This is a genomic window from Pseudomonas sp. C9D1, assembly GCF_056491235.1.
On record NZ_JBSZIE010000002.1, the window covers coordinates 2836708 to 2859589 of the forward strand.

The 22882-nt window shown below is 69.2% G+C and carries 25 protein-coding genes and 1 pseudogene; 24 read left to right on the forward strand and 2 right to left on the reverse strand.

The window, feature by feature from the left end; all coding sequences use genetic code 11:
* Positions 1 to 46: 46 nt before the first annotated feature.
* Positions 47 to 1324 (forward strand): bifunctional O-acetylhomoserine aminocarboxypropyltransferase/cysteine synthase, encoded by a 1278-nt coding sequence (locus ACXI0U_RS21240; protein WP_021219827.1) that lies wholly within the window; start codon positions 47 to 49, stop codon positions 1322 to 1324.
* A 63-nt stretch (positions 1325 to 1387) separates the two neighbouring features.
* Positions 1388 to 1822 (forward strand): thioredoxin TrxC, encoded by a 435-nt coding sequence (gene trxC / locus ACXI0U_RS21245; protein WP_374979160.1) that lies wholly within the window; start codon positions 1388 to 1390, stop codon positions 1820 to 1822.
* Positions 1823 to 1847: 25 nt separating this feature from the next.
* Here the strand turns inward: trxC and ACXI0U_RS21250 are convergent, their stop codons facing one another.
* The gene (locus tag ACXI0U_RS21250) at positions 1848 to 2291 is read right to left on the reverse strand and encodes a VOC family protein (protein WP_431482832.1); all 444 of its coding nucleotides are present in this window, start codon (positions 2289 to 2291) and stop codon (positions 1848 to 1850) included.
* A gap of 214 nt (positions 2292 to 2505) precedes the next feature.
* Here ACXI0U_RS21250 and ACXI0U_RS21255 point away from each other — a divergent pair, with 214 nt between their 5' ends.
* Both ACXI0U_RS21255 and ACXI0U_RS21260 read left to right on the forward strand, forming a co-directional pair.
* Positions 2506 to 2949 (forward strand): YiiD C-terminal domain-containing protein, encoded by a 444-nt coding sequence (locus ACXI0U_RS21255; RefSeq protein WP_374979162.1) that lies wholly within the window; start codon positions 2506 to 2508, stop codon positions 2947 to 2949.
* 79 nt (positions 2950 to 3028) lie between these two features.
* The gene (locus ACXI0U_RS21260) at positions 3029 to 3847 is read left to right on the forward strand and encodes a universal stress protein (protein WP_265169959.1); all 819 of its coding nucleotides are present in this window, start codon (positions 3029 to 3031) and stop codon (positions 3845 to 3847) included.
* Positions 3848 to 3914: 67 nt separating this feature from the next.
* Here ACXI0U_RS21260 and ACXI0U_RS21265 read toward each other — a convergent pair whose 3' ends face one another.
* Positions 3915 to 4682 carry a ParA family protein gene (locus ACXI0U_RS21265; RefSeq protein WP_431482833.1) on the reverse strand — a complete coding sequence of 256 codons (768 nt, stop codon included), beginning with the start codon at positions 4680 to 4682 and terminating at the stop codon, positions 3915 to 3917.
* A 253-nt stretch (positions 4683 to 4935) separates the two neighbouring features.
* Here ACXI0U_RS21265 and ACXI0U_RS21270 point away from each other — a divergent pair, with 253 nt between their 5' ends.
* The 20 genes and pseudogenes from ACXI0U_RS21270 to ACXI0U_RS21365 all read left to right on the forward strand — a co-directional run bounded on the left by ACXI0U_RS21270 (position 4936) and on the right by ACXI0U_RS21365 (position 22859).
* Positions 4936 to 5658, forward strand: coding sequence for a beta-ketoacyl synthase chain length factor (locus ACXI0U_RS21270; RefSeq protein WP_021219833.1), 723 nt, complete (start codon positions 4936 to 4938; stop codon positions 5656 to 5658).
* Entirely contained in the window at positions 5631 to 6443 is an 813-nt protein-coding gene (locus ACXI0U_RS21275; protein WP_263400874.1) for a lysophospholipid acyltransferase family protein, read from the forward strand. The genes ACXI0U_RS21270 and ACXI0U_RS21275 overlap by 28 nt, the downstream gene beginning before the upstream one ends.
* The gene (locus ACXI0U_RS21280) at positions 6424 to 6684 is read left to right on the forward strand and encodes a phosphopantetheine-binding protein (RefSeq protein ID WP_021219835.1); all 261 of its coding nucleotides are present in this window, start codon (positions 6424 to 6426) and stop codon (positions 6682 to 6684) included. The genes ACXI0U_RS21275 and ACXI0U_RS21280 overlap by 20 nt, the downstream gene beginning before the upstream one ends.
* A gap of 12 nt (positions 6685 to 6696) precedes the next feature.
* A complete protein-coding gene (locus tag ACXI0U_RS21285) occupies positions 6697 to 6951 on the forward strand; it encodes an acyl carrier protein (RefSeq protein WP_021219836.1) in 255 nt (84 codons plus the stop codon).
* The gene (locus ACXI0U_RS21290) at positions 6948 to 7493 is read left to right on the forward strand and encodes a COG4648 family protein (protein ID WP_021219837.1); all 546 of its coding nucleotides are present in this window, start codon (positions 6948 to 6950) and stop codon (positions 7491 to 7493) included. Before ACXI0U_RS21285 ends, ACXI0U_RS21290 begins: the two co-directional genes overlap by 4 nt.
* Positions 7490 to 9151 (forward strand): ApeI family dehydratase, encoded by a 1662-nt coding sequence (locus ACXI0U_RS21295; protein ID WP_479550777.1) that lies wholly within the window; start codon positions 7490 to 7492, stop codon positions 9149 to 9151. Before ACXI0U_RS21290 ends, ACXI0U_RS21295 begins: the two co-directional genes overlap by 4 nt.
* Positions 9144 to 9878, forward strand: coding sequence for a glycosyltransferase family 2 protein (locus tag ACXI0U_RS21300; protein ID WP_271659240.1), 735 nt, complete (start codon positions 9144 to 9146; stop codon positions 9876 to 9878). Before ACXI0U_RS21295 ends, ACXI0U_RS21300 begins: the two co-directional genes overlap by 8 nt.
* On the forward strand, positions 9875 to 10807 hold the full coding sequence (locus ACXI0U_RS21305; RefSeq protein ID WP_265169974.1) for an LpxL/LpxP family acyltransferase: 933 nt from the start codon (positions 9875 to 9877) through the stop codon (positions 10805 to 10807). Before ACXI0U_RS21300 ends, ACXI0U_RS21305 begins: the two co-directional genes overlap by 4 nt.
* Positions 10788 to 12329, forward strand: a complete 1542-nt coding sequence (locus tag ACXI0U_RS21310; protein ID WP_374979166.1) for an HAL/PAL/TAL family ammonia-lyase — start codon at positions 10788 to 10790, stop codon at positions 12327 to 12329. Before ACXI0U_RS21305 ends, ACXI0U_RS21310 begins: the two co-directional genes overlap by 20 nt.
* Positions 12322 to 12746: pseudogene (locus tag ACXI0U_RS21315) on the forward strand (acyl-CoA thioesterase). The gene ACXI0U_RS21310 and the pseudogene ACXI0U_RS21315 overlap by 8 nt, the downstream one beginning before the upstream one ends.
* Positions 12743 to 13348 carry an outer membrane lipoprotein carrier protein LolA gene (locus ACXI0U_RS21320; protein ID WP_374979168.1) on the forward strand — a complete coding sequence of 202 codons (606 nt, stop codon included), beginning with the start codon at positions 12743 to 12745 and terminating at the stop codon, positions 13346 to 13348. The pseudogene ACXI0U_RS21315 and the gene ACXI0U_RS21320 overlap by 4 nt, the downstream one beginning before the upstream one ends.
* Positions 13338 to 15668 carry an MMPL family transporter gene (locus ACXI0U_RS21325; protein WP_479550778.1) on the forward strand — a complete coding sequence of 777 codons (2331 nt, stop codon included), beginning with the start codon at positions 13338 to 13340 and terminating at the stop codon, positions 15666 to 15668. The genes ACXI0U_RS21320 and ACXI0U_RS21325 overlap by 11 nt, the downstream gene beginning before the upstream one ends.
* The gene (locus ACXI0U_RS21330) at positions 15665 to 16822 is read left to right on the forward strand and encodes a cation:proton antiporter (RefSeq protein WP_479550779.1); all 1158 of its coding nucleotides are present in this window, start codon (positions 15665 to 15667) and stop codon (positions 16820 to 16822) included. Before ACXI0U_RS21325 ends, ACXI0U_RS21330 begins: the two co-directional genes overlap by 4 nt.
* Complete coding sequence (locus tag ACXI0U_RS21335; protein WP_271659243.1) at positions 16809 to 18050, forward strand: NAD(P)/FAD-dependent oxidoreductase; 1242 nt, start codon at positions 16809 to 16811, stop codon at positions 18048 to 18050. The genes ACXI0U_RS21330 and ACXI0U_RS21335 overlap by 14 nt, the downstream gene beginning before the upstream one ends.
* Before the next feature lie 11 nt (positions 18051 to 18061).
* Complete coding sequence (locus tag ACXI0U_RS21340; RefSeq protein ID WP_265169979.1) at positions 18062 to 18790, forward strand: class I SAM-dependent methyltransferase; 729 nt, start codon at positions 18062 to 18064, stop codon at positions 18788 to 18790.
* On the forward strand, positions 18787 to 19278 hold the full coding sequence (locus tag ACXI0U_RS21345) for a DUF3261 domain-containing protein (protein ID WP_479550780.1): 492 nt from the start codon (positions 18787 to 18789) through the stop codon (positions 19276 to 19278). The genes ACXI0U_RS21340 and ACXI0U_RS21345 overlap by 4 nt, the downstream gene beginning before the upstream one ends.
* Positions 19275 to 20462, forward strand: coding sequence for a beta-ketoacyl-[acyl-carrier-protein] synthase family protein (locus ACXI0U_RS21350; protein WP_479550781.1), 1188 nt, complete (start codon positions 19275 to 19277; stop codon positions 20460 to 20462). Before ACXI0U_RS21345 ends, ACXI0U_RS21350 begins: the two co-directional genes overlap by 4 nt.
* Complete coding sequence (locus ACXI0U_RS21355; RefSeq protein WP_021221329.1) at positions 20459 to 20908, forward strand: hotdog family protein; 450 nt, start codon at positions 20459 to 20461, stop codon at positions 20906 to 20908. The genes ACXI0U_RS21350 and ACXI0U_RS21355 overlap by 4 nt, the downstream gene beginning before the upstream one ends.
* Positions 20905 to 21633 carry a 3-oxoacyl-ACP reductase FabG gene (gene fabG / locus ACXI0U_RS21360; RefSeq protein WP_021221330.1) on the forward strand — a complete coding sequence of 243 codons (729 nt, stop codon included), beginning with the start codon at positions 20905 to 20907 and terminating at the stop codon, positions 21631 to 21633. The genes ACXI0U_RS21355 and fabG overlap by 4 nt, the downstream gene beginning before the upstream one ends.
* The gene (locus tag ACXI0U_RS21365) at positions 21633 to 22859 is read left to right on the forward strand and encodes a beta-ketoacyl-ACP synthase (protein WP_043246357.1); all 1227 of its coding nucleotides are present in this window, start codon (positions 21633 to 21635) and stop codon (positions 22857 to 22859) included. Before fabG ends, ACXI0U_RS21365 begins: the two co-directional genes overlap by 1 nt.
* Positions 22860 to 22882: the final 23 nt, after the last annotated feature.

The following is a 22882-nucleotide window of genomic DNA, read 5'->3' on the forward strand; positions in this document are numbered from 1 at the left end:
TTCACATGCTGCGCTCCTTCATCAGCCCCGAAGGAACGCAGCCACAATGAAACCGGAAACCCTCGCTATCCACGCCGGCTACAGCCCCGACCCGACCACGCGTGCGGTGGCGGTGCCGATCTACCAGACCACCTCCTACGCCTTCGACGACACTCAGCACGGCGCCGACCTGTTCGACCTCAAGGTGCCCGGCAACATCTACACCCGCATCATGAACCCCACCAACGACGTGCTGGAGAAGCGCATCGCCGCGCTCGAAGGCGGCGTCGGCGCCCTGGCCGTGGCCTCGGGCATGGCCGCCATCACCTACGCCATCCAGACCGTCGCCGAAGCCGGCGACAACATCGTCTCAGTGGCCAAGCTCTACGGCGGCACCTACAACCTCTTCGCCCACACCCTGCCGCGCTCCGGCATCCAGGTACGCTTCGCCGCCCACGACGACATCGCCGCCCTGGAAGCACTGATCGACGAACGCACCAAGGCGGTGTTCTGCGAATCCATCGGCAACCCGGCGGGCAACATCATCGACCTCGCCGCCCTGGCCGCCGCCGCGCACCGCCATGGCGTGCCGCTGATCGTCGACAACACCGTGGCCACGCCCATCCTCTGCCGCCCCTTCGAACACGGCGCGGACATCGTCGTGCACTCGCTGACCAAGTACATCGGCGGCCATGGCAACAGCATCGGCGGCATCGTCGTCGACTCCGGGAAGTTCCCCTGGGCCGAAAACAAGGCGCGTTTCCCGCTGCTCAACACCCCGGACGCCTCCTACCACGGCGTGACCTACACCGAAGCCTTCGGCCCCGCGGCCTTCATCGGCCGCTGCCGCGTGGTGCCGCTGCGCAACATGGGCGCGGCGCTGTCGCCGTTCAACGCCTTCCTCATCCTCCAGGGGCTGGAAACCCTGCCCCTGCGCATGGAGCGCCACACCGAGAACGCGCTGAAGGTTGCCCACTTCCTCCAGGCCCACCCGCAGGTGGCCTGGGTGAAATACGCCGGCCTGCCGGACCACCCCGAGCACGAACTGGCCCAGCGCTACACGGCGGGCAAGCCGGCGGCGATCCTGTCCTTCGGCATCGTCGGCGGTGCCGAGGCGGGCGCGCGCTTCATCGACGCGCTGAAACTGGTGGTGCGCCTGGTGAACATCGGCGACGCCAAGTCCCTGGCCTGCCACCCGGCCTCCACCACCCACCGCCAGCTCAACGACGAGGAGCTGGAAAAGGCCGGCGTGCCGCGCGACATGGTGCGCCTGTCCATCGGCATCGAGCACATCGACGACATCCTCGCCGACCTCACCCAGTCCCTCGAGGCCGCACGGGGCTGATGCCCAGGGGTTGATATTCGGCGGGTCGGCTCCAGATCAGGGGAATCTGTTCCGGAGCCGACCATGACCGACCCCCTGATGATCCCCTGCGCCCACTGCGCCGGGCTCAACCGCATTCCCGCCGAGCGTCTGGGCGACTCGCCCCGCTGCGGTCACTGCAAGTCCGCCGTGGTCCCTGCCACGCCCTTCGACCTGAACGAAGCCGGCTTCGCCAAGCAACTGCGCGGCGACCTGCCCTTGCTGGTGGACGTCTGGGCCGACTGGTGCGGTCCCTGCAAGGCCTTCGCCCCCACCTACCAGCAGGCCGCCGCCCAGCTCCACGGCCGCTGCCGCCTGGGCAAGCTGGACAGCGAGGCCAACCGCCAGCTGGCCGGGCAGCTCAACATCCGCTCCATTCCCACGCTGATCCTGTTCAAGGGCGGTGTCGAAGTCGCCCGCCAGAGCGGTGCCCTGCCCCTGCCGCAACTGCTCGGCTGGCTGAAGAGCCAGGGCATCTAGAACGCCGGGGCGGGCGCAGCTCCGACTAGCCTTGCCCGGTGTACATCTCGTTCAGCGCCCGCTGCATCTCCTCGGCGGAGACCTGGCGCTTGTGGGTGGAGATGGTCCAGGTGTTGCCGAACGGGTCGATGACCCGACCTTCCCGCGAGCCGAAGAACATATCGGCCACCGGGCTCAGCTCCCGGGCGCCTTCGCGTATCGCCCGGGCAAAGGTCGCGTCCGAATCGGGCACATAGATCTGCGCCAGCAGCGGCTGTTCCGGCCAGCCTTCCATCGATTCGCCGAGGTTGATCCGCGAGTCGCCGAACCTCAGCTCGCAATGCACCACCTTGCCGTCCGGCGTCGTCAGGCGGAGCAGCTCTTCCGCGTCGAACACCGCCTGGTAGAACCTGACGGCACTGGCCAGGTCGCTGACGATGCTGTTCGGGGTAACGGTATTGAATCCCTGCGGTTTGAAGGTGGTGTTCATGGGCGTTCCCTGCTGGTTCGAGCGAGCGCGACATGCGCAGGCCCATTACTACCCTAGGCAATGAAGCGCGTCCGTTACAGGCTCAACCTCCCGGTGAAAGTCCCACCTAACGGCCGGGTCCTGATCGTTTCGGTCACCCGCGCTGGCCGTCCCGGTCATTGCCGCCGACGCGCATCCGGCTAGGCTCCTGGCATTCGTCCTGCCGGAGTTCGTCATGCAATTCAACGAAGAGATGGCCCGCCACTTCACCGAAGACAAGATCGCCTTCGTACGCCGCATGGGCCTCAAGGCCGTGGCCCTGGAACCGGGCTACGTGAAGCTGCTGGCGCCCCTGGCCGGCAACGAGAACCACATCGGCACCATGTATGCCGGCGCCCTGTTCACCCTGGCGGAGATTCCCGGCGGCGCGCTGTTCATCACCAGCTTCGACACCCGCCGCTTCTACCCCATCATCAAGGACATGAGCCTGCGCTTCCGCCGCCCGGCCAAGGGTGATATCAGCGTCGAGGCGCGCATCGGCGCCGAGGAGATCGAGCGCATCCAGGCCGAGGCCAGCGCCAACGGCAAGGCCGACTACCTGCTGGAACTGGAACTGGTGGACGCCACCGGCGAGGTGGTGGCGCAGAGCCGCGGGCTGTACCAGCTGCGCGCCCACTGAGCCTCGGACGGATTGCCCTGGATCAACTTGCCGTGCGGCCAATTGCCCCACAGTGGCACCTCACCCGGAGGTGCCACCCATGTTCAGCCATATCCTCATCGCCCATGACCTGAGCCGCGAAGCCGACCTCGCCCTGCAACGTGCCGTGGACCTGGCGCGCCAGTACGACGCCCGCCTGACCCTGCTGCACGTGCTCGAAGACCACCTGCCCAACGCCCTGCAGGACAACCTGCGCGAAGGCGCCCAGCGCCTGTTCCAGCAGCGCCTGGAGCAGCTCGGCGCACCGCCCGCCCAAGTACTGCTGCGCAAGGGCCGCCCGGCCCTGCAGATTCTCGAAGAAGTGGAAGAGAGCCAGGCCGACCTGCTGGTGATCGGCAACCACCACCACAACGCACCGGAGCTGTTCATCGGCACCACCCTGGAGCGCGTGGCCCGGCATATCGACATCCCCTTGCTGCTGGCCGTGAGTGAAAAGCCGGCCCCCTACCGCAAGGGCTTCACCGCGCTGGACTTCTCCCTCTGCGCCTGCGATGCGCTGCGCAGCGCCTGTAGCCTGCTGACCACCGAAGGCCACCTGCAGGCGGTAAACGTGATGGAGATTACCGGCCGCCTGCTGGCCAAAGCGGGCAGCTCCAGCGAATACCTGAAGACCCAGCGCGAGCTGCTGGAGCAATTGCTGAAGGACGAACTGGGCAACGTCACGGCCGCGCCGACGGTCAGCCTGGACGTCACCCACGGCTCACTGCCCCGCGCCCTGGACGACGCCATCGCCGCCGCCCAGCCGCAGTTCATCACCCTCGGCAGCCACGGCCGCAGCATGATCTCCCAGGCCCTGCTGGGCAGCCTGGCGCTGCACTATCTGCAGCGCCCGCCCTGTGATGTGTTGGTGGTGAAGTAGGCGGCAAAGCCGCAAGCGGCAAGCCGGAAGCCGGAAGCCGGAAGCCGGAAGCTTCAAGCTTCAAGCTTCAAGCTTCTAGAAGATTGTGCAGCTCGACGAATTGCTGGGTCAGCTTGTGGCTGCGATCCAGATAGATCAGCGGGGTGCAGGCCTGGTGGGATTCGCGCATCTTCACCGAGCTCATCAGGTTCACCGGCAGCACCGGCAGGCCCTCGGCGATGAGTTCGTCCAGCAGTTGCTGGGGCAGGCTGGCGCGGGGCTGGAACTGGTTGACCACGATGCCTTCCACCTCCAGGCCGTCGTTGTGGTCTTCCTTCAGCTCTTCGATCTCGGCCAGCAGGCCGTAGAGGGCATTGCGCGAGAAGCTGTCGCAATCGAAGGGGATCAATACGCGATCCGCCGCGATCAGCGCCGAAACTGTGTAGAAATTCAAGGCCGGCGGTGTATCCAGGTAGATACGGTCGTAATCCTCGGCCAACTCGTCCAGCAACTTCGCCAGCTTGTTGATCTTGTGCTTGGCCTCCAGCTTCGGCTGCAGGTCGGCCAGCTCCGCCGTGGCGGTGATTACGTGCAGGTTGTCGAAGGGGGTTTCGTAGATATCCACCCTGCCCTTCTTGCCGAACGGCCCGGACGACAGGGTCTGCTTGAAGAAGTCGGCGATTCCCATGGGGATGTCATCGCCGGTCAGGCCCGTCAGGTAGTGGGTGGAGTTGGCCTGGGTGTCGAGGTCGATCAGCAGCGTGCGATAACCCTCCGATGCACTCACCGCCGCCAGGTTGCAGGCGATGCTCGACTTGCCCACGCCGCCCTTCTGATTGAACACCACTCGCCGCATCGCACACCTCCCGGGTCCCTTGGATAGTCCCGGATTCTATGCAAAGCCCGTGACAAGGGCGAGCACTGACGGGCCTTTCTTACCAGCGGGAATTTATGTGCCTTACATCTGAAGATTGTGTCTGAAGTTTGCGAAGTAACCCGACGGTCGGGGATAATGCGGCACTTTGCTATGGCGTCATCGACAAGGCCTTTGTCGTTCAGGGATTGCCAGTCGACAAGGACGCCCACAGGGGCCGGGAAGAGCTCTTAGCGTGACTCACTTCAGTATCGAACAATGGCGTGCCTGGGCCCCGGGTCTGGAAAGCGAGGACGACTGGCGCGCCTGGTGCAGGCAACCGTTCGCGCCTGCCGACCTCACTGTGCAACCCGATGTCTCCTTCCTTCCCGCCATGCAGCGGCGGCGCCTGTCGCGCCTCGCACGCATGGCGATGAGCGTCGCCTGGCCCCTGGCCGCCGAGGGTGAGCAACTGCCCATGGTGTTCGCCTCGCGCCACGGCGAAACGCCCCGCACCCTGGCCCTGCTGCAGGACCTGGCGCGCGGCGAGCCGCTGTCGCCCACCCAGTTCAGCCTTTCCGTGCACAACGCGATCATCGGCCAGTGGTCGATCCTGCGGGGTGATACCAGCGAGATGACCGCCCTGGCCGCCGAAGGCGACGGCCTGGAGCACGCGGCCCTGGAAGCCGCCGGCATGCTCGCCGAAGGCGCCCCGGCCGTGCTGCTGGTGGTGACCGAGGAGTGCCCACCGGACATCTACCGCCCCTGGGTGGAGGATGTGCCCTTCCCCTACGCCGTCGCCTTGCGGCTCGCGCCCGGGGACCAGTGGCAGCTGAAGCTGTCCCCCGAAGCGCCGGAACAGGCGCCGGAACCCTGGCCCCATGCACTGGGCCTGCTGCAAGCACTGCTTAACGATCTGCCCCACCGTCAGCATCAATGGAAGAGCCGTAAATGGACCTGGCAACGCAACCGGCCCTGAACGCCCGCCCCAACGCCCCCTACTGGTGGCGCCTGATCGCCACCGCGCTGTCCTTCACCCTGTTCGGGGTCGGTGGCGTGCTGTTGCGTATCGTCGTGTTCCCGCTGCTGTCGCTGCTGCCCGGCAGCGCCCTCGACCGCCGCCGCCGCGCCCGCGCCACCACCAGCCGGCTGTTCTGGCTGTTCGTGCAGTTCATGTACCGCAGCGGCGTGCTCACCTATGAAGTGGAAGGCGCCGAGCGCCTCGGCCGCCCCGGGCAGATGATCATCGCCAACCACCCCTCGCTGATCGACGTGGTGGTGCTGATCGCCCTGATCCGCGATGCCAACTGCGTGGTCAAGCAGAGCCTGTGGGACAACCCCTGCATGCGTGGCCCGATCCGCGCCGCCCAGTACATCAGCAACAGCGGCAGCATGGACATGCTCGACGAGGCCGCCGCCGCCCTGCAGGAAGGCCAGACCCTGATCGTCTTCCCCGAAGGCACCCGCACCACGCCGGGCCAGGCCCCGCAGTTCCATCGCGGCGCCGCCGCCATCGCCCTGCGCGGCGCCCGCATCGTCACCCCGGTGACCATCACCGTGACCCCGACCACCCTGACCAAGGCCGAGCCCTGGTACAGCATCCCGGCACGGCGCTTCCACTTCCACCTGCGCGTCGGTCACGACATCGACCCGCAGAGCTTCGCCGCACAGGGGCCGGCGCCGATCGCCTCGCGCCGCCTCAACGACCATCTGCATCAACACTTCATGAAGGAGCTCGGCCTGGATGAGCGCTCTGCAGCTTGAAATCAAGAACCTGATCATCGAGGCCCTGGGCCTCGAAGACATCGGCCCCGACGACATCGACGCCGAACAGACCCTGTTCGGCGAAGGCCTGGGCCTGGATTCGGTGGACGCCCTGGAACTGGGCCTGGCCATCCAGAAGCGCTTCGGCATCAAGATCGACGCCGATGCCAAGGACACCCGCAAACACTTTGCCAACGTGGCCAGCCTCGCGGCCTTCGTCTCGGCACAGAAAGCCGCTTGAGGAAAGACCGCGATGCAAACCCGTGACGAGATCTTCACCACCCTGCGCGACGCCCTGGTCGAACTCTTCGAGCTGGACCCGGCGCAGATCAGCCTGGAATCCAACCTCTACGAGGACCTGGAGATCGACAGCATCGACGCCGTCGACCTGATCGACCACATCAAGCGCCACACCGGCCGCAAGATCGCCGCCGAGGACTTCAAGGCCGTGCGCACCGTCAGCGACGTGGTCGAGGCCGTGCACCGCCTGGTGAACGAGCCCGCATGAGCCGCCTGATCGGGCTGCTGCTGGTGCTGGCCGGGCTGGGCTACCCCTTCGCCGTGTACTACGGCATGGAGCACCTGTCGCCGCGCCTGTTCGCCCTGCTGCTGGGCGGCCTCTGGCTGGCCCGCAGCCTCAGCGCCGCGCAACGCCCCGGCAACCGCTGGACGGCCATCGCCGCCCTGGGCTTCTGCCTGCTGCTGGGGCTGGTCAACCAGGCCGACCTGCTGCGCTGGTACCCGGTGCTGATGAGCGCCGTGCTGCTGGGCCTGTTCGGCGCCAGCCTGGTCCATGGCATGCCGCTGGTGGAACGCCTGGCGCGCCTGCGCGAGCCCGAGCTGCCCGAGGTGGCGGTGCGCTACACCCGCCGCGTCACCGCCGTCTGGGCGCTGTTCTTCCTGGCCAACGGCCTGATGGCTGCGGCCCTCACCCTCTGGGCGCCACTCAGCTGGTGGACCCTCTACACCGGCTTCATCGCCTACCTGCTGATGGGCCTGCTGTTCGCCGGCGAGTGGCTGGTGCGCCAGCGTGTGCGGAGGTTCGCGTGAACTGGATCGCCCCCCAGGACCTGCTACTCCACACCGCCGCGCACCGCCCGGTCACCCTCGCCCCGGCGCTGGACCAGGCCACCCTCGTCCAGCGCGCCTTGCGCCTGGCCGGTGCCTTCCAGGCCCGAGGCATCCAGCGCGTCGCCCTGTACCTGGAAGACGGCGCCGAGCTGGCCACCGCCCTGCTGGGCGCCTGGCGCGCCGGCATCGAGGTGCTGCTGCCGGCCGACGCCCAGGCACAGACCCGCAAGCGCCTCGGCGAACGCTGCGACCTCTGGCTCGACGCCCTCGATGGCCTCGATGCCGAGCCCCTGGCCCCCGCCGCGCTGGACCTGGACGCCTGCCGCCTGGTGCTGTGCACCTCCGGCTCCAGCGGCGAAGCCAAGCTGATCGACAAGACCCTGCGCCAACTGGCCAATGAAGTCGAAGCCCTGGAAGCGCTCTGGGGCGGCGACCTGGTCGGCGCCACCCTGGTGGCCAGCGTCTCCGCCCAGCACATCTACGGCCTGCTATTCCGCGTGCTCTGGCCCCTGTGCGCCGGCCGCCCCTTCGTGCGCCGGGCCCAGCCCTTCGCCGAAGACATGCAGCAGGCCAGCCTGGAGGCCGGCGACTTCGCCTGGGTCGCCAGCCCCGCCCTGCTCAAGCGCATGGGCGACAACCTCGACTGGCCCGCCCTTGGTGGCGTGCGCCGGGTGTTTTCCTCCGGCGGCGCCCTGCCCGCCGACGCCGCTGCCGAGTTGCAGCAGCGCCTCGGCCAGTGGCCCACGGAAATCTACGGCAGCTCCGAGACCGGCGGCATCGCCTGGCGCCAGGGCGGCGCCCTGTGGCAGCCGTTCGCCGGCGTCGAGCTGGGCCAGGACGAGGAAGGCGCGCTGCACCTCACCTCGCCCTACCTGCCCGCCGGCCACCGCGAACAGACCGCCGATGCCGTGCGCATCGACGCCGACGGCCGCTTCGAACTGCTCGGCCGGCTCGACCGCATCGTCAAGCTGGAAGAGAAACGCATCTCCCTGCCCATGCTGGAACAGGCCCTGGGCGAACACCCCTGGGTGGCCGAAGCCCGCCTGGGCGTGGTGCAGGAAGGCCGCGCCTTCCTCGGCGCCCTCGTGGCCCTGAGTGCCGAGGGCATCCACGCCCTGCGCAACCAGGGCCGTCGCGCCGTCACCGAAACCCTGCGCCGCCACCTGGCCGGCCATTGCGAAGCCATCGCCCTGCCGCGCCGCTGGCGCCTGCTGCGCCAGTTGCCCTGGAGCAGCCAGGGCAAGCTGCCCCAGGCGCTGGTGGAAACCCTGGTCAAGGCGCCGCGCCCGAAAACGGTGGAGCCGCTGGCCAGCCGCGAGATCGACGGCGAATGGCAGCTGGAGCTGGAGGTGCCGCTGGACCTGGCGCACTTCTCCGGCCACTTCCCGCGCACCCCGGTGTTGCCTGGCGTGGTGCAGATCGACTGGGCCCAGCAGCTGGCCCGCCAGCTCATGGACCTGCCGCCACGCTTCGCCGGCATGGAAGTGCTGAAGTTCCAGCAACTGGTACGCCCCGGTGATCGCCTGCAGCTGTCCCTGCGCTTCGATGCCGACAAGGGCAAGCTCTACTTCGCCTTCCGCAATGGCGAGGCCGCCTGCTCCTCCGGGCGCATCCTGCTGGTGGCCGCGCATGTTTAAGCCCTGCGCGGTGATCCCCGTCTACAACCACGAACACGCCCTGCCCCTGGTGGTGGACGCCCTGCGCCAGCGCGGCCTGCCCTGCGTGCTGGTGGACGACGCCTCCAGCGCCGACTGCGCACGGGTGATGGACACGCTGGCCGCCCAGCCCGATGTCCACCTGGTGCGCCTGGCAGTGAACCAGGGCAAGGGCGGTGCGGTGATGGCCGGGCTGCGCGAGGCCGGGCGCCTGGGCTTCTCCCACGCGCTGCAGGTGGACGCCGACGGCCAGCACGACCTCGACGACGTGCAGCGCTTCCTCGCCGCCGCCGAGTCCCGCCCCGCGGAGCTGGTGTGCGGCTACCCGCAATACGACAAGAGCGTGCCCAAGAGCCGTCTCTATGCCCGCTACCTGACCCACGTCTGGGTGTGGATCAACAGCCTGTCGCTGTCGATCCGCGACGGCATGTGCGGCTTCCGCGTCTACCCGCTGGCGCCGACCCTGGCGCTGATCGATTCCGCGAGCCTGGGCAAGCGCATGGACTTCGACCCGGAGATCCTCGTGCGCCTGGCCTGGCGCAACCAGCCCATGCACTGGCTGCCGACCAAGGTGCACTACCCACTGGACGGGCTCTCGCACTTCCGCCTGTTCCACGACAACGCGCTGATCTCCAAGATGCACGCCAAGCTGTTCTTCGGCATGCTCCTGCGCGCCCCGCTGATCCTCTGGCGCAGGTGCCGGCCATGAGCGAGGGGCACTGGGCACGCCAGGACGAACGCGGCAGCTTCCTGCTGATGAAGTTCACCGCCCTGGCGGTGCGTCACCTGGGCCGTCGCGTGCTCAGCCCGCTGCTCTACGTCATCGTGTTCTACTTCTTCCTCTTCGGCACCAAGGCCCGGCGCAGCGCCCGCCGCTACCAGGCCAACCTCGCCGCCTGGAGCGGTCGCCCGGAGCTGGCGCCGACCCTCCGTTCGGTGTTCGCCCAGTTCATGGCCTTCGCCGACGCCCTGCTGGACAAGCTCGACATCTGGCGCGGCAAGCTGCCCCTGGAACGCATCGAGCTGGTGGACCCGACCGGCCTGCGCCAGCAACTGCGCGGCGGGCGCGGCCAACTGCTGGTCGGCGCCCACCTGGGCAACCTGGAGGTGTGCCGCGCCCTGGCCGAGCTGGGCGAGAAGGTGCAGATGAACGTGCTGGTGCACACCCGCCACGCCGAGCGCTTCAACCGCCTGCTGGGTGAGGCCGGCGCGAGCCACCTGCGGCTGATCCAGGTCAGCGAGCTGGACCCGGCGATCATGCTGCAATTGAGCGAACGCCTGGAGCGCGGTGAATGGCTGGCCATCGCCGGCGACCGCGTGCCGCTGCACGGCGGGCGCACCACCCAGGTCGATTTCCTCGGCCACCCCGCCGCCTTCCCCCAGGGCCCCTGGCTGCTGGCCGGGCTGCTCAAGTGTCCGCTCAACCTGATGACCTGCCTGAAGATCGACGGCCGCTACAAGGTGTTCCTCGAACCCTTCGCCGACGCCGTGCAGTGGCGCCGTGGCGAACGTGACGCGGTGATCGAAGGCTGGGTCCAACGCTATGCCCAGCGCCTCGGCGAGCTGTGCCTGAAGGCGCCCGAGCAATGGTTCAACTTCTACCCGTTCTGGAACGAACATGACGACACATCAGCCTGAACCCGTGGTCTTCGGCGAACTGCCGCTGACCATCGAGCAGGTCGTGGCCCTGTCCCAGCGCCGCGCCCCCTCCCTGTTGCAGGGCGACGCCGCCTGGCGCGAGCGCATCGCCAAGGGCGCGCGCTTCCTCGACACCCTGCTGGACAAGGAAGGCGTGATCTACGGCGTCACCACCGGCTATGGCGACTCCTGCGTGGTGGCCGTGCCGCTGGAGCAGGTCGAAGCCCTGCCGCGCCACCTGTTCACCTTCCACGGCTGCGGCCTGGGCAAGGTGCTGGACGAGGCCGCCACCCGCGCGGTGCTGGCGGCGCGCCTGCAGTCGCTGTGCCATGGCGTTTCCGGCGTACGCGTCGAACTGCTGGAGCGCCTCCAGGCCTTCATCGACCAGGACGTGCTGCCGGTGATCCCGGAAGAGGGCTCGGTGGGCGCCAGCGGCGACCTCACCCCTCTTTCCTATGTCGCCGCGACCCTTTCCGGCCAGCGTGACGTGTTCCACAAGGGCCAGCGCCGCAGCGCCGCCGAGGTGCACGCCGAACTGGGCTGGCAGCCGCTGGTGCTGCGCCCCAAGGAAGCCCTGGCGCTGATGAACGGCACCGCCGTGATGACCGCCCTGGCCTGCCTCGCCTACGCCCGCGCCGACTACCTGCTGCAACTGGCCACGCGCATCACCGCGCTCAACGTGGTGGCGCTGGAAGGCAACCCGGAGCACTTCGACGAGCGCCTGTTCGCCGCCAAGCCGCACCCGGGACAGATGCAGGTGGCCGCCTGGCTGCGCCAGGACCTGGCCATCGACGCGCCGACGCCGCCGCTGCACCGCCTGCAGGACCGCTACTCGCTGCGCTGCGCGCCCCATGTGCTGGGCGTGCTGGCCGACAGCCTGGGCCTGCTGCGGCAGTTCATCGAGACCGAGCTGAACAGCGCCAACGACAACCCGCTGATCGATGCCGAAGCCGAGCGCGTGCTCCACGGCGGCCACTTCTACGGCGGCCACATCGCCTTCGCCATGGACAGCCTGAAGAACCTGGTGGGCAACGTCGCCGACCTGCTCGACCGCCAGCTCGCCCTGCTGGTGGACGTGCGCTACAACCACGGCCTGCCGAGCAACCTCTCCGGCGCGCCCCAGGCCACGGCCATGATCAACCACGGCTTCAAGGCGGTGCAGATCGGCGCCAGCGCCTGGACCGCCGAGGCGCTGAAGAACACCATGCCGGCCAGCGTCTTCTCGCGCTCCACCGAATGCCACAACCAGGACAAGGTCAGCATGGGCACCATCGCCGCCCGCGATGCCCTGCGCAGCCTGGAGCTCACCGAACAGGTGGCCGCCGCCACCCTGCTGGCCGCCAACCAGGGCGTCTGGCTGCGCCAGCGCGAGAATCCGCGCGCCCTGCCCGAGCCGCTGACCGCCATGCACCAGCAACTGGCCGGGGACTTCCCGCCGGTGATCGAGGACCGCGCCCTGGAAGGCGAGCTGCGCCTGTGCCTGGAGCGCATCCGCGCCCGCCACTGGAGGCTCTATGCGTAGCGCCGGGGTGATCCAGGCCGAGGTGGAAGTCCTCGTGCCCTTCTTCGACGTCGACATGATGGAAGTGGTCTGGCACGGCCACTACGTCAAGTACCTCGAAGTCGCCCGCTGCGCCCTGCTCGACAAGCTCGGCCACAACTATTCGCAGATGCGTGACGCCGGCTATGCCTGGCCGATCATCGACCTGCAGCTGCGCTACATCCGTGGCGCCCGCTTCGGCCAGACCATCGTCGTGCGCGCCGATCTGGTGGAGTGGGAGAACCGCCTGAAGATCAACTACCTGATCACCGACGCCGCCACCGGCGAGCGCCTGACCCGGGCAGCAGCGTGCAGGTGGCGGTGGAGATCGCCACCCGCGAGATGCTGCTGGCCTCGCCCAAGGTGTTCGTCGAAGCCGTGGAGCGGGCGCTGCCATGACCGCCCGCCTGCTGCGCGCCTTGCTGCTGGTGCCGGCCCTGCTGGCGGGCTCGCTCGCCCAGGCCTTCGACCTCGACCAGCTCGCCGCGCAACTGGGCAAGCCCGCCGTGGTGCGCGGCCCCTTCGTGCAGGAAAAACACCTGCGCGCCCTGCCCAGACCGCTGACCAGCGAAGGGCATTTCGTGCTCTCCCGCGAGCAGGGGCTGCTCTGGCTGCTGGAGAAGCCGCTGCAGCAGGACTACCGCATCGGCGCCGCCGGCATCGCCCGCCGCGTCGACGGCCACTGGCAGGCGCAGCCCGGCCAGGACGTCGCCGCCCAGCAGAGCCGCCTGTTCCTCGCCGTGCTCAAGGGCGACCACCAGGGCCTGGCCCGCGACTTCCAGCTGCAACTCAGCGGCGACGCCGACCACTGGCAGCTACAACTGACCCCGAATTCGCTGCTGCTCAAGCAGATCTTCAGCGCCATCCAGATCCAGGGCGGCGCCCTGGTGGAACGCATCGAGCTGCTGGAAACCCAAGGCGACAGCACCGTGCTGCGCCTGCCGGCAAGCCAGCCAGGCGACGCCCTCGATGCCACGGAGGCACGCGACCTTGCGCCCTGAACGCCTGCTGCCGCGCCTGTTCCTGCTGGGCCTGGTGGCCCTGCTGGCGCTGGCCGCCTGGCAATGGCGCAACGGCCCGCCGGTGGCCGCCGACATGCTTGCCCTGCTGCCCCAGGGCGCCGGTGACGCCTGGGTGCAGCGCGCCGAGCAGCGCATGCAGGAGCCGCTGAACCGCGAGGTATTGCTGCTGGTGGGCCACACCGACGCCGGGCGCGCCCAGGCCCTGGCCCGGCAGATCGCCGAACGCTGGCAAGGCGAACCGCGCTTCGAGCGCGTGCAGTGGAGCCTGCAGGCCGACCTGCCCGCCCTGCGCAAGCAACTGCAGGACAGCCGCCTGGCGCTGCTGCCCCGTGCCGACCGCCGGCTGCTGGAGCAGGCGCCCGAACGCTTCATCGCCCAGCGCGCCGAACGCCTCTTCGACCCCTTCTCCGCCGTCGCCCTGGTGCCTGCCGAGGACGACTGGCTGGGCATCGCCGGCCTCGCGCAGAAGGCCCTGGTGCCCGCCAGCCGGGTGCAGACGGAGCTGGCCAGTGGCGCACTGCAGGTGCAGGACGGCGACACCACCTGGGTGCTGCTGCGTGCCCGCACCCAGAACGGCGCCTTCGATATGCAGGCACCGCCCTGGCTAGCCGGCGAAGTGGCCGGCGCCCGCCAGCAGATCGAAGCCGCAGGCGGCCACCTGCTGGCGGCCAGCGGCCTGCTCCACGCGGCCGCCGGCCAGGCCAAGGCGGCCCGTGAAATCAGCCTGATCGGCGGGGGCGCCAGCCTCGGCACCCTGCTGCTGATGCTGGTGGTATTCCGCCGCCCGCGCACCCTGCTCAGCCTGCTGCCGGTGGGCCTGGCCCTGGGCGCGGGCTGCACCGCCTGCGTGCTGGTGTTCGGCGAGATCAACGCGCTGACCCTGGTGCTCGGCGCCAGCCTCACCGGCGTCGCCGCCGACTACCCGCTGCACTACCTGAGCAAGAGCTGGACCGGCCAACCCTGGCGCGCCTGGCAGGCAGTACGCGACACCCTGCCGGGGCTCAGCCTGAGCCTGGGCACCAACCTGATCGGCTACCTGGCCCTGGCCTTCACCCCCTTCCCGGCGCTGACCCAGATCGCGGTGTTCTCCGCCGCCGGCCTGGTCACCGCCTACCTCTGCTCGGTGTGCCTGCTGCCGGCGCTGCTGGGCAACCTGCGCCTGGCGCCGCCGACCGCGCCCCTGCGCCTGGCCGAGCGCCTGCTGGCCTGCCGCGAGCGCCTGCTGGCGCGCACCGGCAGCCTGCCCTGGCTGCTGGCCCTGTTGGCCTTCTGCGCCGCCGGCCTGTGGCAGGTGCAGCCGCAGAACGACCTGCGCCAGTGGCTCGGCGCCGAGCCGCGCCTGCTCGATGAGGCCCGCGAGATCGCCCGCCTCACCGGCCTGCAACCCACCAGCCAGTTCTTCCTGGTGCGGGGCGACAGCCAGGAGCAGATGCTCCAGCGCCAGGCCGCGCTGGCCGAGCGCCTCGACGCGGCGGTGGCCGACGGCAACCTGCAGGGCTACCGCGCCCTCAGCCAGTTGGTCGCGCCCGAAGCGGAACAGCAGGCACTGCGCGACGCGCTTGCGCGGCTGCCGCAGCACTGGCAAGCGCTGCTCGACCTGGGCATCCCCGCCGGGGTGCTGGAGAACGAGGTCAACCGGCTGCGCAGCCAAGCCCCGCAAACGCTGGATGCAGCCCTGGCCGGCCCCCTGGGCGAGGCCTGGCGCCCGCTCTGGCTCGGCAGTGACGACCAGGGCCGCGCCGCCGGCATCGTCAGCCTGCAAGGGCTGGCCTCCCCGGCGCTGATGGCCGATGCCGCGCGAGGTCTGGACGGTGTGCAACTGATCGACCGCATCGGCGAGCTCAACCAGCTGTTCGCCGCCACCCAGTTCAGCGCCGCCGAGCTCAAGCTGGCTTCCTGCGCGGCCATTCTCGTGCTGCTGTGCATCCCCTTCGGCCTCGGCGGCTCGCTGCGCATCGTCGCCCTGCCGCTGCTGGCGGCGCTGGCGTCCCTGGCCTGCCTCGGCTGGCTGGGCCAGCCGCTGACCCTGTTCAGCCTGTTCGGCCTGCTGCTGATCACCGCCATCGGCGTCGACTACGCCATCCTCATGCGCGAAGCGGTGGGCGGTGCGGCGGTGAGCCTGCTGGGCACCCTGCTGTCGGGCATGACCAGCTGGCTGTCGTTCGGCCTCCTGCTGCTCAGCCAGACCCCGGCCATCGCCAACTTCGGCCTGGCCATCAGCCTCGGCCTGTTCTTCTGCTTCCTGCTCGCCCCCTGGGCACAGGCCGCACAAGCCCATGGCAAGGAGGTGCCGGCGTGAGCGTCATGCTGTTCTGGATCGGCCTGCTGGCGCTGTTCGCCCTGGCCACCTGGGTGGGCCGCAAGCTGGGCCTGATCCCCATCGTCAGCCAGCTGCTGCTGGCCAGTTTCGGCCTGCCGCTGGTGATGCTCTGGCTGGGCGCGCCCGTGGGCCTGGACAACGCCCAGGTGCTCGCCGCGCCCTGGCTGCAGTCGCTTTACGGAGTGGCCTTCACCCTGCTGCTGGGGCACATCCTCAGCGATGTGATCGACCTGCGCCTGCAGGCCTCCAGCGTGAAAATCGCCCTGCCGAGCTTCTTCCTGCCGTTCTTCTGCGGCCTGGGCTGTGCCCTCTGGCTGCTGCCGGCCGACGGCCTGCTCTCGGCCATCGCCGTGGGGCTGCTGTTCGCCCTGACGGCGATCCCCGTGCTGTTCCTCTACCTGCGCCACCTGGGCTACGACGAGGCGAGCATCCGTCGCCTGCTGCAGGCGGCGATCCTGATGGACCTGATGTGCTGGAGCATCTTCGGCCTGGCCCAGGGCAGCGCCGCGCCCACCTCCCTGCTCTGGCCGCTACTGGCAGCGCTGCTGCCGCTGGCGCTGTACCTGGCGCGGGTGCGGGCGCCGCTGGTCTACAGCCTGGCGTTCTTCGCCCTGCTGCTGCCCCTGCAGCAGCTCAAACTCAACGCCCTGGTGTTCGGCATCGCCTACCTGCTGGTGATGGCGGCGCTGCGCCTGCCCTTCCGCCTGCCGCTGCCGGCCGGCGTGTTCCACGCCGTGCAGGTGTGGCTGGCGGTGCCGCTGATCCTCGCCTTCGGCCTGCTGCAGATCGACTGGCACACGGCCTGGCAGAACTATTCCTGGCTGCAGTTCGGCGCCCTGCTGGTGCTGCCCATCGTCAGCAAGCTGGCGGGCAACTGGCTGGGCCTGTCCTGGGCCGAGGGCCGCCTGGCGGCCAGCCCGGTGAAGTGGCGCGAAACCGTGCTGCTGAACACCCGCGGCCTCACCGAAATCGTTTTTCTCAACCTTCTGTTCCAGCAGCACATCATCAGCGCGCAGCTGTACTTCGCGCTGATGCTGATGGGATTGATCGCCACCCTGTTGCCGGCCCTGACGCGCAGAGCGCACGCGCCCGCAGCCCCCGCCCCGGAAAGGAGTCCCCATGAAGCCCATTGAAATCCAGCAGCGTCAGGTCGTGGTCATCGGTGCAGGCCCTTCCGGCGCCATCGCCGCCGCCCTGCTCAAGCGCAAGGGCCACGATGTGCTGATCCTCGAGCGCCAGCGCTTCCCGCGCTTCTCCATCGGCGAGAGCCTGCTGTCCCATTGCCTGGACTTCATCGAGGAGGCGGGGATGCTCGAAGCGGTCATGGCCGCCGGCTTCCAGATCAAGCATGGCGCGGCCTTCGCCTGGGGCGAGCGCTACACCGATTTCGACTTCCGCGACAAATTCACCCCGGGCAAGGGCACCGTCTTCCAGGTGCAGCGGGCCGACTTCGACAAGCTGCTGGCCGACCAGGCCGCACTGCAGGGCGTGGAAATCCGCTACGAGGAAGAGATAGTCGCCGCCGAGTTCGGGGGTGATTGCCCGCTGCTCACCGTGCGCCGCCTCGACGGCAGCGAGTACCAGGTGGAGACCGCCTTCGTCCTCGACGCCAGCGGCTACGGCCGGGTGCTGCCGCGCCTGCTGGACCTGGAAGCGCCCTCCAGCTTCCCGGTGCGCCAGGCGGTGTTCACCCACATCGAGGACCGCATCGACGATGCCGGCTTCGACCGCGAGAAGATCCTCATCAGCATCCACCCCGAGCACCGCGACATCTGGTTCTGGCTGATCCCCTTCAGCAACGGCCGCTGCTCCCTGGGCGTGGTGGGCGAGCCCAGCCACTATGCGGGCCGCCCCGAGGACCTGGACGCCTGCCTCAAGGGCTTCATCGCCGAGACGCCGAACCTGCGCCGCCTGCTGGCCAATGCCGTGTGGGACACCCCGGCCCGCGTCCTGGGCGGTTACTCGGCCAACGTCAAATCGCTGCACGGCCCGGGCTTCGCCCTGCTGGGTAACGCCGCCGAGTTCCTCGACCCGGTGTTCTCCTCCGGCGTGACCATCGCCATGCGTTCGGCGAGCATGGCCGCGGCCGTGCTCGACCGGCAGCTCAACGGCGAGACGCCGGACTGGGAAAGCGAGTTCTCCATCCCGCTGAAGAAGGGCGTGGACACCTTCCGCGCCTATGTCGAAGGCTGGTACGAAGGCAGCTTCCAGGATGTGATCTTCCATGCCGGCGGCTCGCCGGAAATCCGCGGGATGATCTGCTCGATCCTCGCGGGCTACGCCTGGGACGAGCGCAACCCCTTCGTCGCCGAGCCCAAGCGCCGGCTGCGGATGATCAGCGAATTCTGCGCCAGCGAATGAGGGAGCCGACCATGGAACGCGCCGCCGCCACCTACGTCGAGGAGACCCGCTTCGGCTTCTGGTTCCTGCAGAGCCACACCTGGCAGCACCACGTGCTGCGCGTGGCGATCAACGACCTCAAGGGCCTGTTCGCCGAGCCCCTGCCGGAAGCGCCGGTGCTGCTGGACGCCGGCTGTGGCCAGGGCAAGTCCTTCGGCCTGCTGAATGCGGCGTTCGCCCCCGCGCGGATGATCGGCCTCGACGCCGACCCGCACAGCCTCGACTGCTCCCGCGCCGAGGCCGAGCGCCTGGGCCTGGAAGTGCAACTGGTGAGCAGCGACTGCGCCGAGATCGCCCTGCCGGACGCCAGCGTCGACCTTCTCTTCTGCCACCAGACCTTCCATCACCTGGTGGAGCAGGAGCGCGCCCTGGCCGAGTTCTGGCGGGTGCTGAAGCCGGGCGGCTACCTGCTGTTCGCCGAGTCCACCCGCTATTACATCGACACCTGGGTGATCCGCTGGCTGTTCCGCCACCCGATGCACGTGCAGCGCACCGCCGAAGAATACCTGGAGATGCTGCGCGGCCAGGGCTTCGCCTTCGAGCCGCGCAACGTGTCCTACCCCTACCTGTGGTGGAGCCGCTCCGCCGACTTCGGCTTGCTGGAGCGCTGGGGCCTGCGCAACCCGCCGCCGCCCGGCCAGCGCAACGAGACCCTGGTCAACGCCGTGGCACGCAAGCCCCTGGAGAATGACGGCCGATGAGACGCCTGCTGCTCGCCGGCCTGTGCCTGCTGCTCGCCGCCTGCGCGGCGCGTACGCCGGTGCCCGAGCGGCCGCCGAGGCTGGAGCTGCCGCAGTCATTGCAGGTGCAGCGCCAGGCCGACGGCGAGGTGCGTGACTGGCTGCTGGTGGTGCAGGCCGAAGGGCCGGCACTGCGCTGGTCGCTGTTCGACCCCCTGGGCGTGCCCCTGTCGCGCCAGCTGCTGCAGGACGGCAACTGGCGCAACGACGGCCTGCTGCCGCCCAACGACGAGGCCCGCGAACTCTTCGCCGCGCTGCTCTACGCCCTGGCCCCGGCCGAGGCGCTGCAAGCGGCCTACGCGGGCATCGAGCAACGCATCGCCGAAGATGGCCGCCGCGAGCTGGCCGGCCGCTGGAGCATCGCCTACCGCGCGCCGCAGGACTTCGACCTGCAGCGCCGCGATGGCCCGCATTACCGAATCACTGCCCTCGACGAGGACCCCCGATGACCGCCAATCTCAATGCCCTGGGCCTGGTCTGCGCCCTGGGCCAGGGCAAGCAGGCAGTGGCCGACGCGCTGTTCGCCGGCGACGCCTCGGGCATGCGCCGCCAGGGTGGCTGGGTCGCCGAGCGCGAACTGAGCATCGGCGCCGTGCCCGGCGAATTGCCGGCCATGCCGGCTGGGCTGGAGGATTGCCAGAGCCGCAACAACCAGTTGCTGCTGGCCGCCGCCCTGGAGATCGAGCCGCAACTGCGCGCCGCCATCGAGCGCCATGGGCTGGACCGGGTCGGCATCGTCCTCGGCACCAGCACCTCGGGCATCCAGGAAGCCAGCGAAGGCATCGGCGAGCACCTGCGCAGCGGCACCCTGCCGGACGACTACCGCTACCCGCAGCAGGAACTGGCCGCACCAGCGGCCTTCCTCGCCGCCTGGCTGGGCACCCGCGGCCCGGCCTATTGCATCTCCACCGCCTGCACCTCCAGCGCCCGCGCCCTGATGAGCGCACGCCGGCTGCTGGCCCTGGGCGTGTGCGACGCGGTGATCTGCGGCGGCGTGGATTCCCTCTGCGGCCTGACCCTGAATGGTTTCAGCGCGCTGGAGGCGGTTTCCGCCGAGCCCTGCAACCCGCTGTCGCGCAACCGCAACGGCATCAATATCGGCGAGGGCGCGGCGCTGTTCCTGCTCGACCGCGAGCCGGGTCCCATCGCCCTGCTGGGTGCCGGCGCCTGCTCCGACGCGCACCACATCTCGGCCCCCGAACCCAGCGGCATCGGCGCCCAGCGCGCCATGCGCCAGGCCCTGGCCGACGCCGGCACCTGTGCCGAAGGCATCGACTACCTGAACCTGCACGGCACCGCCACTGCGCACAACGACGCCATGGAGAGCCAGGCCACCGCCGCGCTGTTCCCGGCGGGGGTGCCGGTGTCGTCCACCAAGCCACTGACCGGCCACACCCTGGGCGCCGCCGGCGCGCTGGAGGCGGCCTTCTGCTGGCTGGCCCTGAGCGAACACAACCGCGACCGCCTGCTGCCGCCGCACCTGTGGGACGGCGACGCCGACCCGGAGCTGCCCGCGCTGCACCTGGTGCGCCACGGCGGCACGCTGGAGAAAGCCGGCGGCCGCCGGCTGATGAGCAACTCCTTCGCCTTCGGCGGCAGCAACATCAGCCTGATCATCGGAGATGCGCCATGAACGATTGGCCGATTGCCGAGCTGGTCCCCCACGCCGGGGACATGATCCTCATCGACCGCGTGCTGCGCTTCGGCGACGAGGACGTGGAAACCACCGCCACCGTGCGCCCCGGGCTGTTCAGCCAGGACGACGGCAGCCTGCCGGCCTGGGTCGGCGTCGAGCTGATGGCCCAGAGCATCGCCGCCTACGCCGGCTGCCAGGCACGCCAGGCGGGGCAACCCGTGGAGCTGGGCTTCCTGCTCGGCACCCGCAACTTTCAATGCGACGTCGACCGCTTCCCGGCCGGCGTCGAGCTGCATATCCGCGCCACCCGGACGCTGCAGGACGACAACGGCATGGGCGTCTTCGAATGCCAGCTGGACGGGCCCGGCATCGCTGCCTTCGCCCGCCTCAATGTCTTCCGCCCGCCGCAGGTGGCCCGTTACCTGGAGGAACCCCAACCATGAGCGAGACCATCCTGGTCACCGGCTCCAGCCGCGGCATCGGCCGCGCCATCGCCCTGCGCCTGGCGCGCGCCGGCTTCGACCTGGTGCTGCACTGCCGCTCGCGCCGCGATGAGGCCGAGGCGGTGAAAGCCGAGATCGAGGCCCTGGGCCGCCATGCCCGGGTGCTGCAGTTCGACGTGTCCGACCGCGCCGCCTGCCGCGAGCAGCTGGAGGGCGATGTCGAAGTCCACGGTGCCTACTACGGTGTGGTGTGCAACGCCGGCCTGACCCGCGACGGCGCCTTCCCGGCGCTGACCGAGGAGGACTGGGACAGCGTGCTGCGCACCAACCTGGACGGTTTCTACAATGTGCTGCACCCGCTGTGCATGCCGATGATCCGCCGCCGCAAGCCGGGCCGCATCGTGTGCATCACCTCGGTCTCGGGGCTGATCGGCAACCGTGGCCAGGTCAACTACAGCGCCTCCAAGGCCGGCGTGATCGGCGCCGCCAAGGCCCTGGCCATCGAGCTGGGCAAGCGCCGCATCACCGTCAACTGCGTGGCCCCGGGGCTGATCGACACCGAGATCCTCGACGAGCAGGTGCCGGTGGAGGAGATCCTCAAGATGATCCCGGCCCAGCGCATGGGCACGCCGGAGGAAGTGGCCGGCGCCGTGAATTTCCTGATGTCCGAGGAGGCGGGGTACATCACCCGCCAGGTCCTCGCTGTTAATGGTGGGTTGTGCTGATGAAACGCGTCGTCATTACCGGCATGGCCGGCGTCACCTCCCTGGGCAACGACTGGGCCGGCATCTCGGCCAACTTCCTGGGCAACCGCAGCGGCATCCGCCGCATGGACGAGTGGGACCGCTTCACCGAGCTGAACACCCGCCTGGCCGGGCCCATCGACGACTTCGCCACCCCCTCGCACTGGACCCGCAAGCAGATGCGCAGCATGGGCCGCGTTTCCAAGCTGGCGGTCTACGCGGCGGAGCGAGCGCTGGCCGATGCCGGGCTGAGTGGCGATGCGATGATCCAGGATGGGCGCATGGGCGTGGCCTGCGGCTCGTCCACCGGCAGCACCGACGAGATCAAGGCCTTCGGCAACATGTTGCTGAACTCGGTGGCGGACGGCCTCAACGCCAACTCCTACGTGCGCATGATGCCGCACACGGCGGCGGCCAATATCAGCATCTTCTTCGGCCTCAAGGGCCGCCTGATCCCCACCTCCAGCGCCTGCACCAGCGGCAGCCAGGGCATCGGCTATGCCTATGAGGCGATCAAGTTCGGCCGCCTGCCGATGATGCTCGCCGGTGGCGCCGAGGAGCTCTGCCCCACCGAGGCGATGGTGTTTGACGCGCTTTACGCCACCAGCCTGAAGAACGACGCCCCGCACACCTCGCCGCGCCCCTACGACAGCGGCCGCGACGGCCTGGTGATCGGCGAAGGTGCCGGCATTTTGGTGCTTGAAGAACTGGAGCACGCCCTGGCCCGTGGCGCGAAGATCCACGCCGAGATCGTCGGCTTCGGCTGCAACTCCGACGGCCAGCACACCACCAAGCCGGAGCAGGCGACCATGCGCGGCGCCATGGAGCTGGCCCTACAGGACGCGGGCCTCGCGCCCGAGGCCATCGGCTACGTCAACGGCCACGGCACTGCCACCGAGCAGGGCGACGTGGCGGAATCCCTGGCCACCAGCAGCCTGTTCGGCGCGCGCATGCCCATCAGCTCGCAGAAGAGCTTCCTCGGCCACACGCTGGGTGCCTGTGGCGCACTGGAGTCCTGGTTCAGCATCGAGATGATGAACAGCGACCAGTACATCCACACCCTCAACCTGGATGCCGTGGACCCGGCCTGCGGCGAGCTCGACTACCTGCGCGGCGAGCCCCGGCAGATGAGCAACGAGTACGTGATGAACAACAACTTCGCCTTCGGTGGGGTCAACACCTCGTTGATCTTCCGTCGCTGGCGCTGAACAGAAAACAACCGATATCCCAA

Coding starts and splice junctions, on each gene's coding strand:
- ACXI0U_RS21310 (WP_374979166.1), top strand. CDS start 10,788: ATGACGACACATCAGCCTGAACCCGTGGTCTTCGGCGAACTGCCGCTG.
- ACXI0U_RS21280 (WP_021219835.1), top strand. CDS start 6,424: ATGAGCGCTCTGCAGCTTGAAATCAAGAACCTGATCATCGAGGCCCTG.
- ACXI0U_RS21320 (WP_374979168.1), top strand. CDS start 12,743: ATGACCGCCCGCCTGCTGCGCGCCTTGCTGCTGGTGCCGGCCCTGCTG.
- trxC (WP_374979160.1), top strand. CDS start 1,388: ATGACCGACCCCCTGATGATCCCCTGCGCCCACTGCGCCGGGCTCAAC.
- ACXI0U_RS21290 (WP_021219837.1), top strand. CDS start 6,948: ATGAGCCGCCTGATCGGGCTGCTGCTGGTGCTGGCCGGGCTGGGCTAC.
- ACXI0U_RS21335 (WP_271659243.1), top strand. CDS start 16,809: ATGAAGCCCATTGAAATCCAGCAGCGTCAGGTCGTGGTCATCGGTGCA.
- ACXI0U_RS21305 (WP_265169974.1), top strand. CDS start 9,875: ATGAGCGAGGGGCACTGGGCACGCCAGGACGAACGCGGCAGCTTCCTG.
- ACXI0U_RS21300 (WP_271659240.1), top strand. CDS start 9,144: ATGTTTAAGCCCTGCGCGGTGATCCCCGTCTACAACCACGAACACGCC.
- ACXI0U_RS21250 (WP_431482832.1), bottom strand. CDS start 2,291: ATGAACACCACCTTCAAACCGCAGGGATTCAATACCGTTACCCCGAAC.
- fabG (WP_021221330.1), top strand. CDS start 20,905: ATGAGCGAGACCATCCTGGTCACCGGCTCCAGCCGCGGCATCGGCCGC.
- ACXI0U_RS21240 (WP_021219827.1), top strand. CDS start 47: ATGAAACCGGAAACCCTCGCTATCCACGCCGGCTACAGCCCCGACCCG.
- ACXI0U_RS21355 (WP_021221329.1), top strand. CDS start 20,459: ATGAACGATTGGCCGATTGCCGAGCTGGTCCCCCACGCCGGGGACATG.
- ACXI0U_RS21265 (WP_431482833.1), bottom strand. CDS start 4,682: ATGCGGCGAGTGGTGTTCAATCAGAAGGGCGGCGTGGGCAAGTCGAGC.
- ACXI0U_RS21340 (WP_265169979.1), top strand. CDS start 18,062: ATGGAACGCGCCGCCGCCACCTACGTCGAGGAGACCCGCTTCGGCTTC.
- ACXI0U_RS21275 (WP_263400874.1), top strand. CDS start 5,631: ATGGACCTGGCAACGCAACCGGCCCTGAACGCCCGCCCCAACGCCCCC.
- ACXI0U_RS21365 (WP_043246357.1), top strand. CDS start 21,633: ATGAAACGCGTCGTCATTACCGGCATGGCCGGCGTCACCTCCCTGGGC.
- ACXI0U_RS21285 (WP_021219836.1), top strand. CDS start 6,697: ATGCAAACCCGTGACGAGATCTTCACCACCCTGCGCGACGCCCTGGTC.
- ACXI0U_RS21350 (WP_479550781.1), top strand. CDS start 19,275: ATGACCGCCAATCTCAATGCCCTGGGCCTGGTCTGCGCCCTGGGCCAG.
- ACXI0U_RS21255 (WP_374979162.1), top strand. CDS start 2,506: ATGCAATTCAACGAAGAGATGGCCCGCCACTTCACCGAAGACAAGATC.
- ACXI0U_RS21345 (WP_479550780.1), top strand. CDS start 18,787: ATGAGACGCCTGCTGCTCGCCGGCCTGTGCCTGCTGCTCGCCGCCTGC.
- ACXI0U_RS21260 (WP_265169959.1), top strand. CDS start 3,029: ATGTTCAGCCATATCCTCATCGCCCATGACCTGAGCCGCGAAGCCGAC.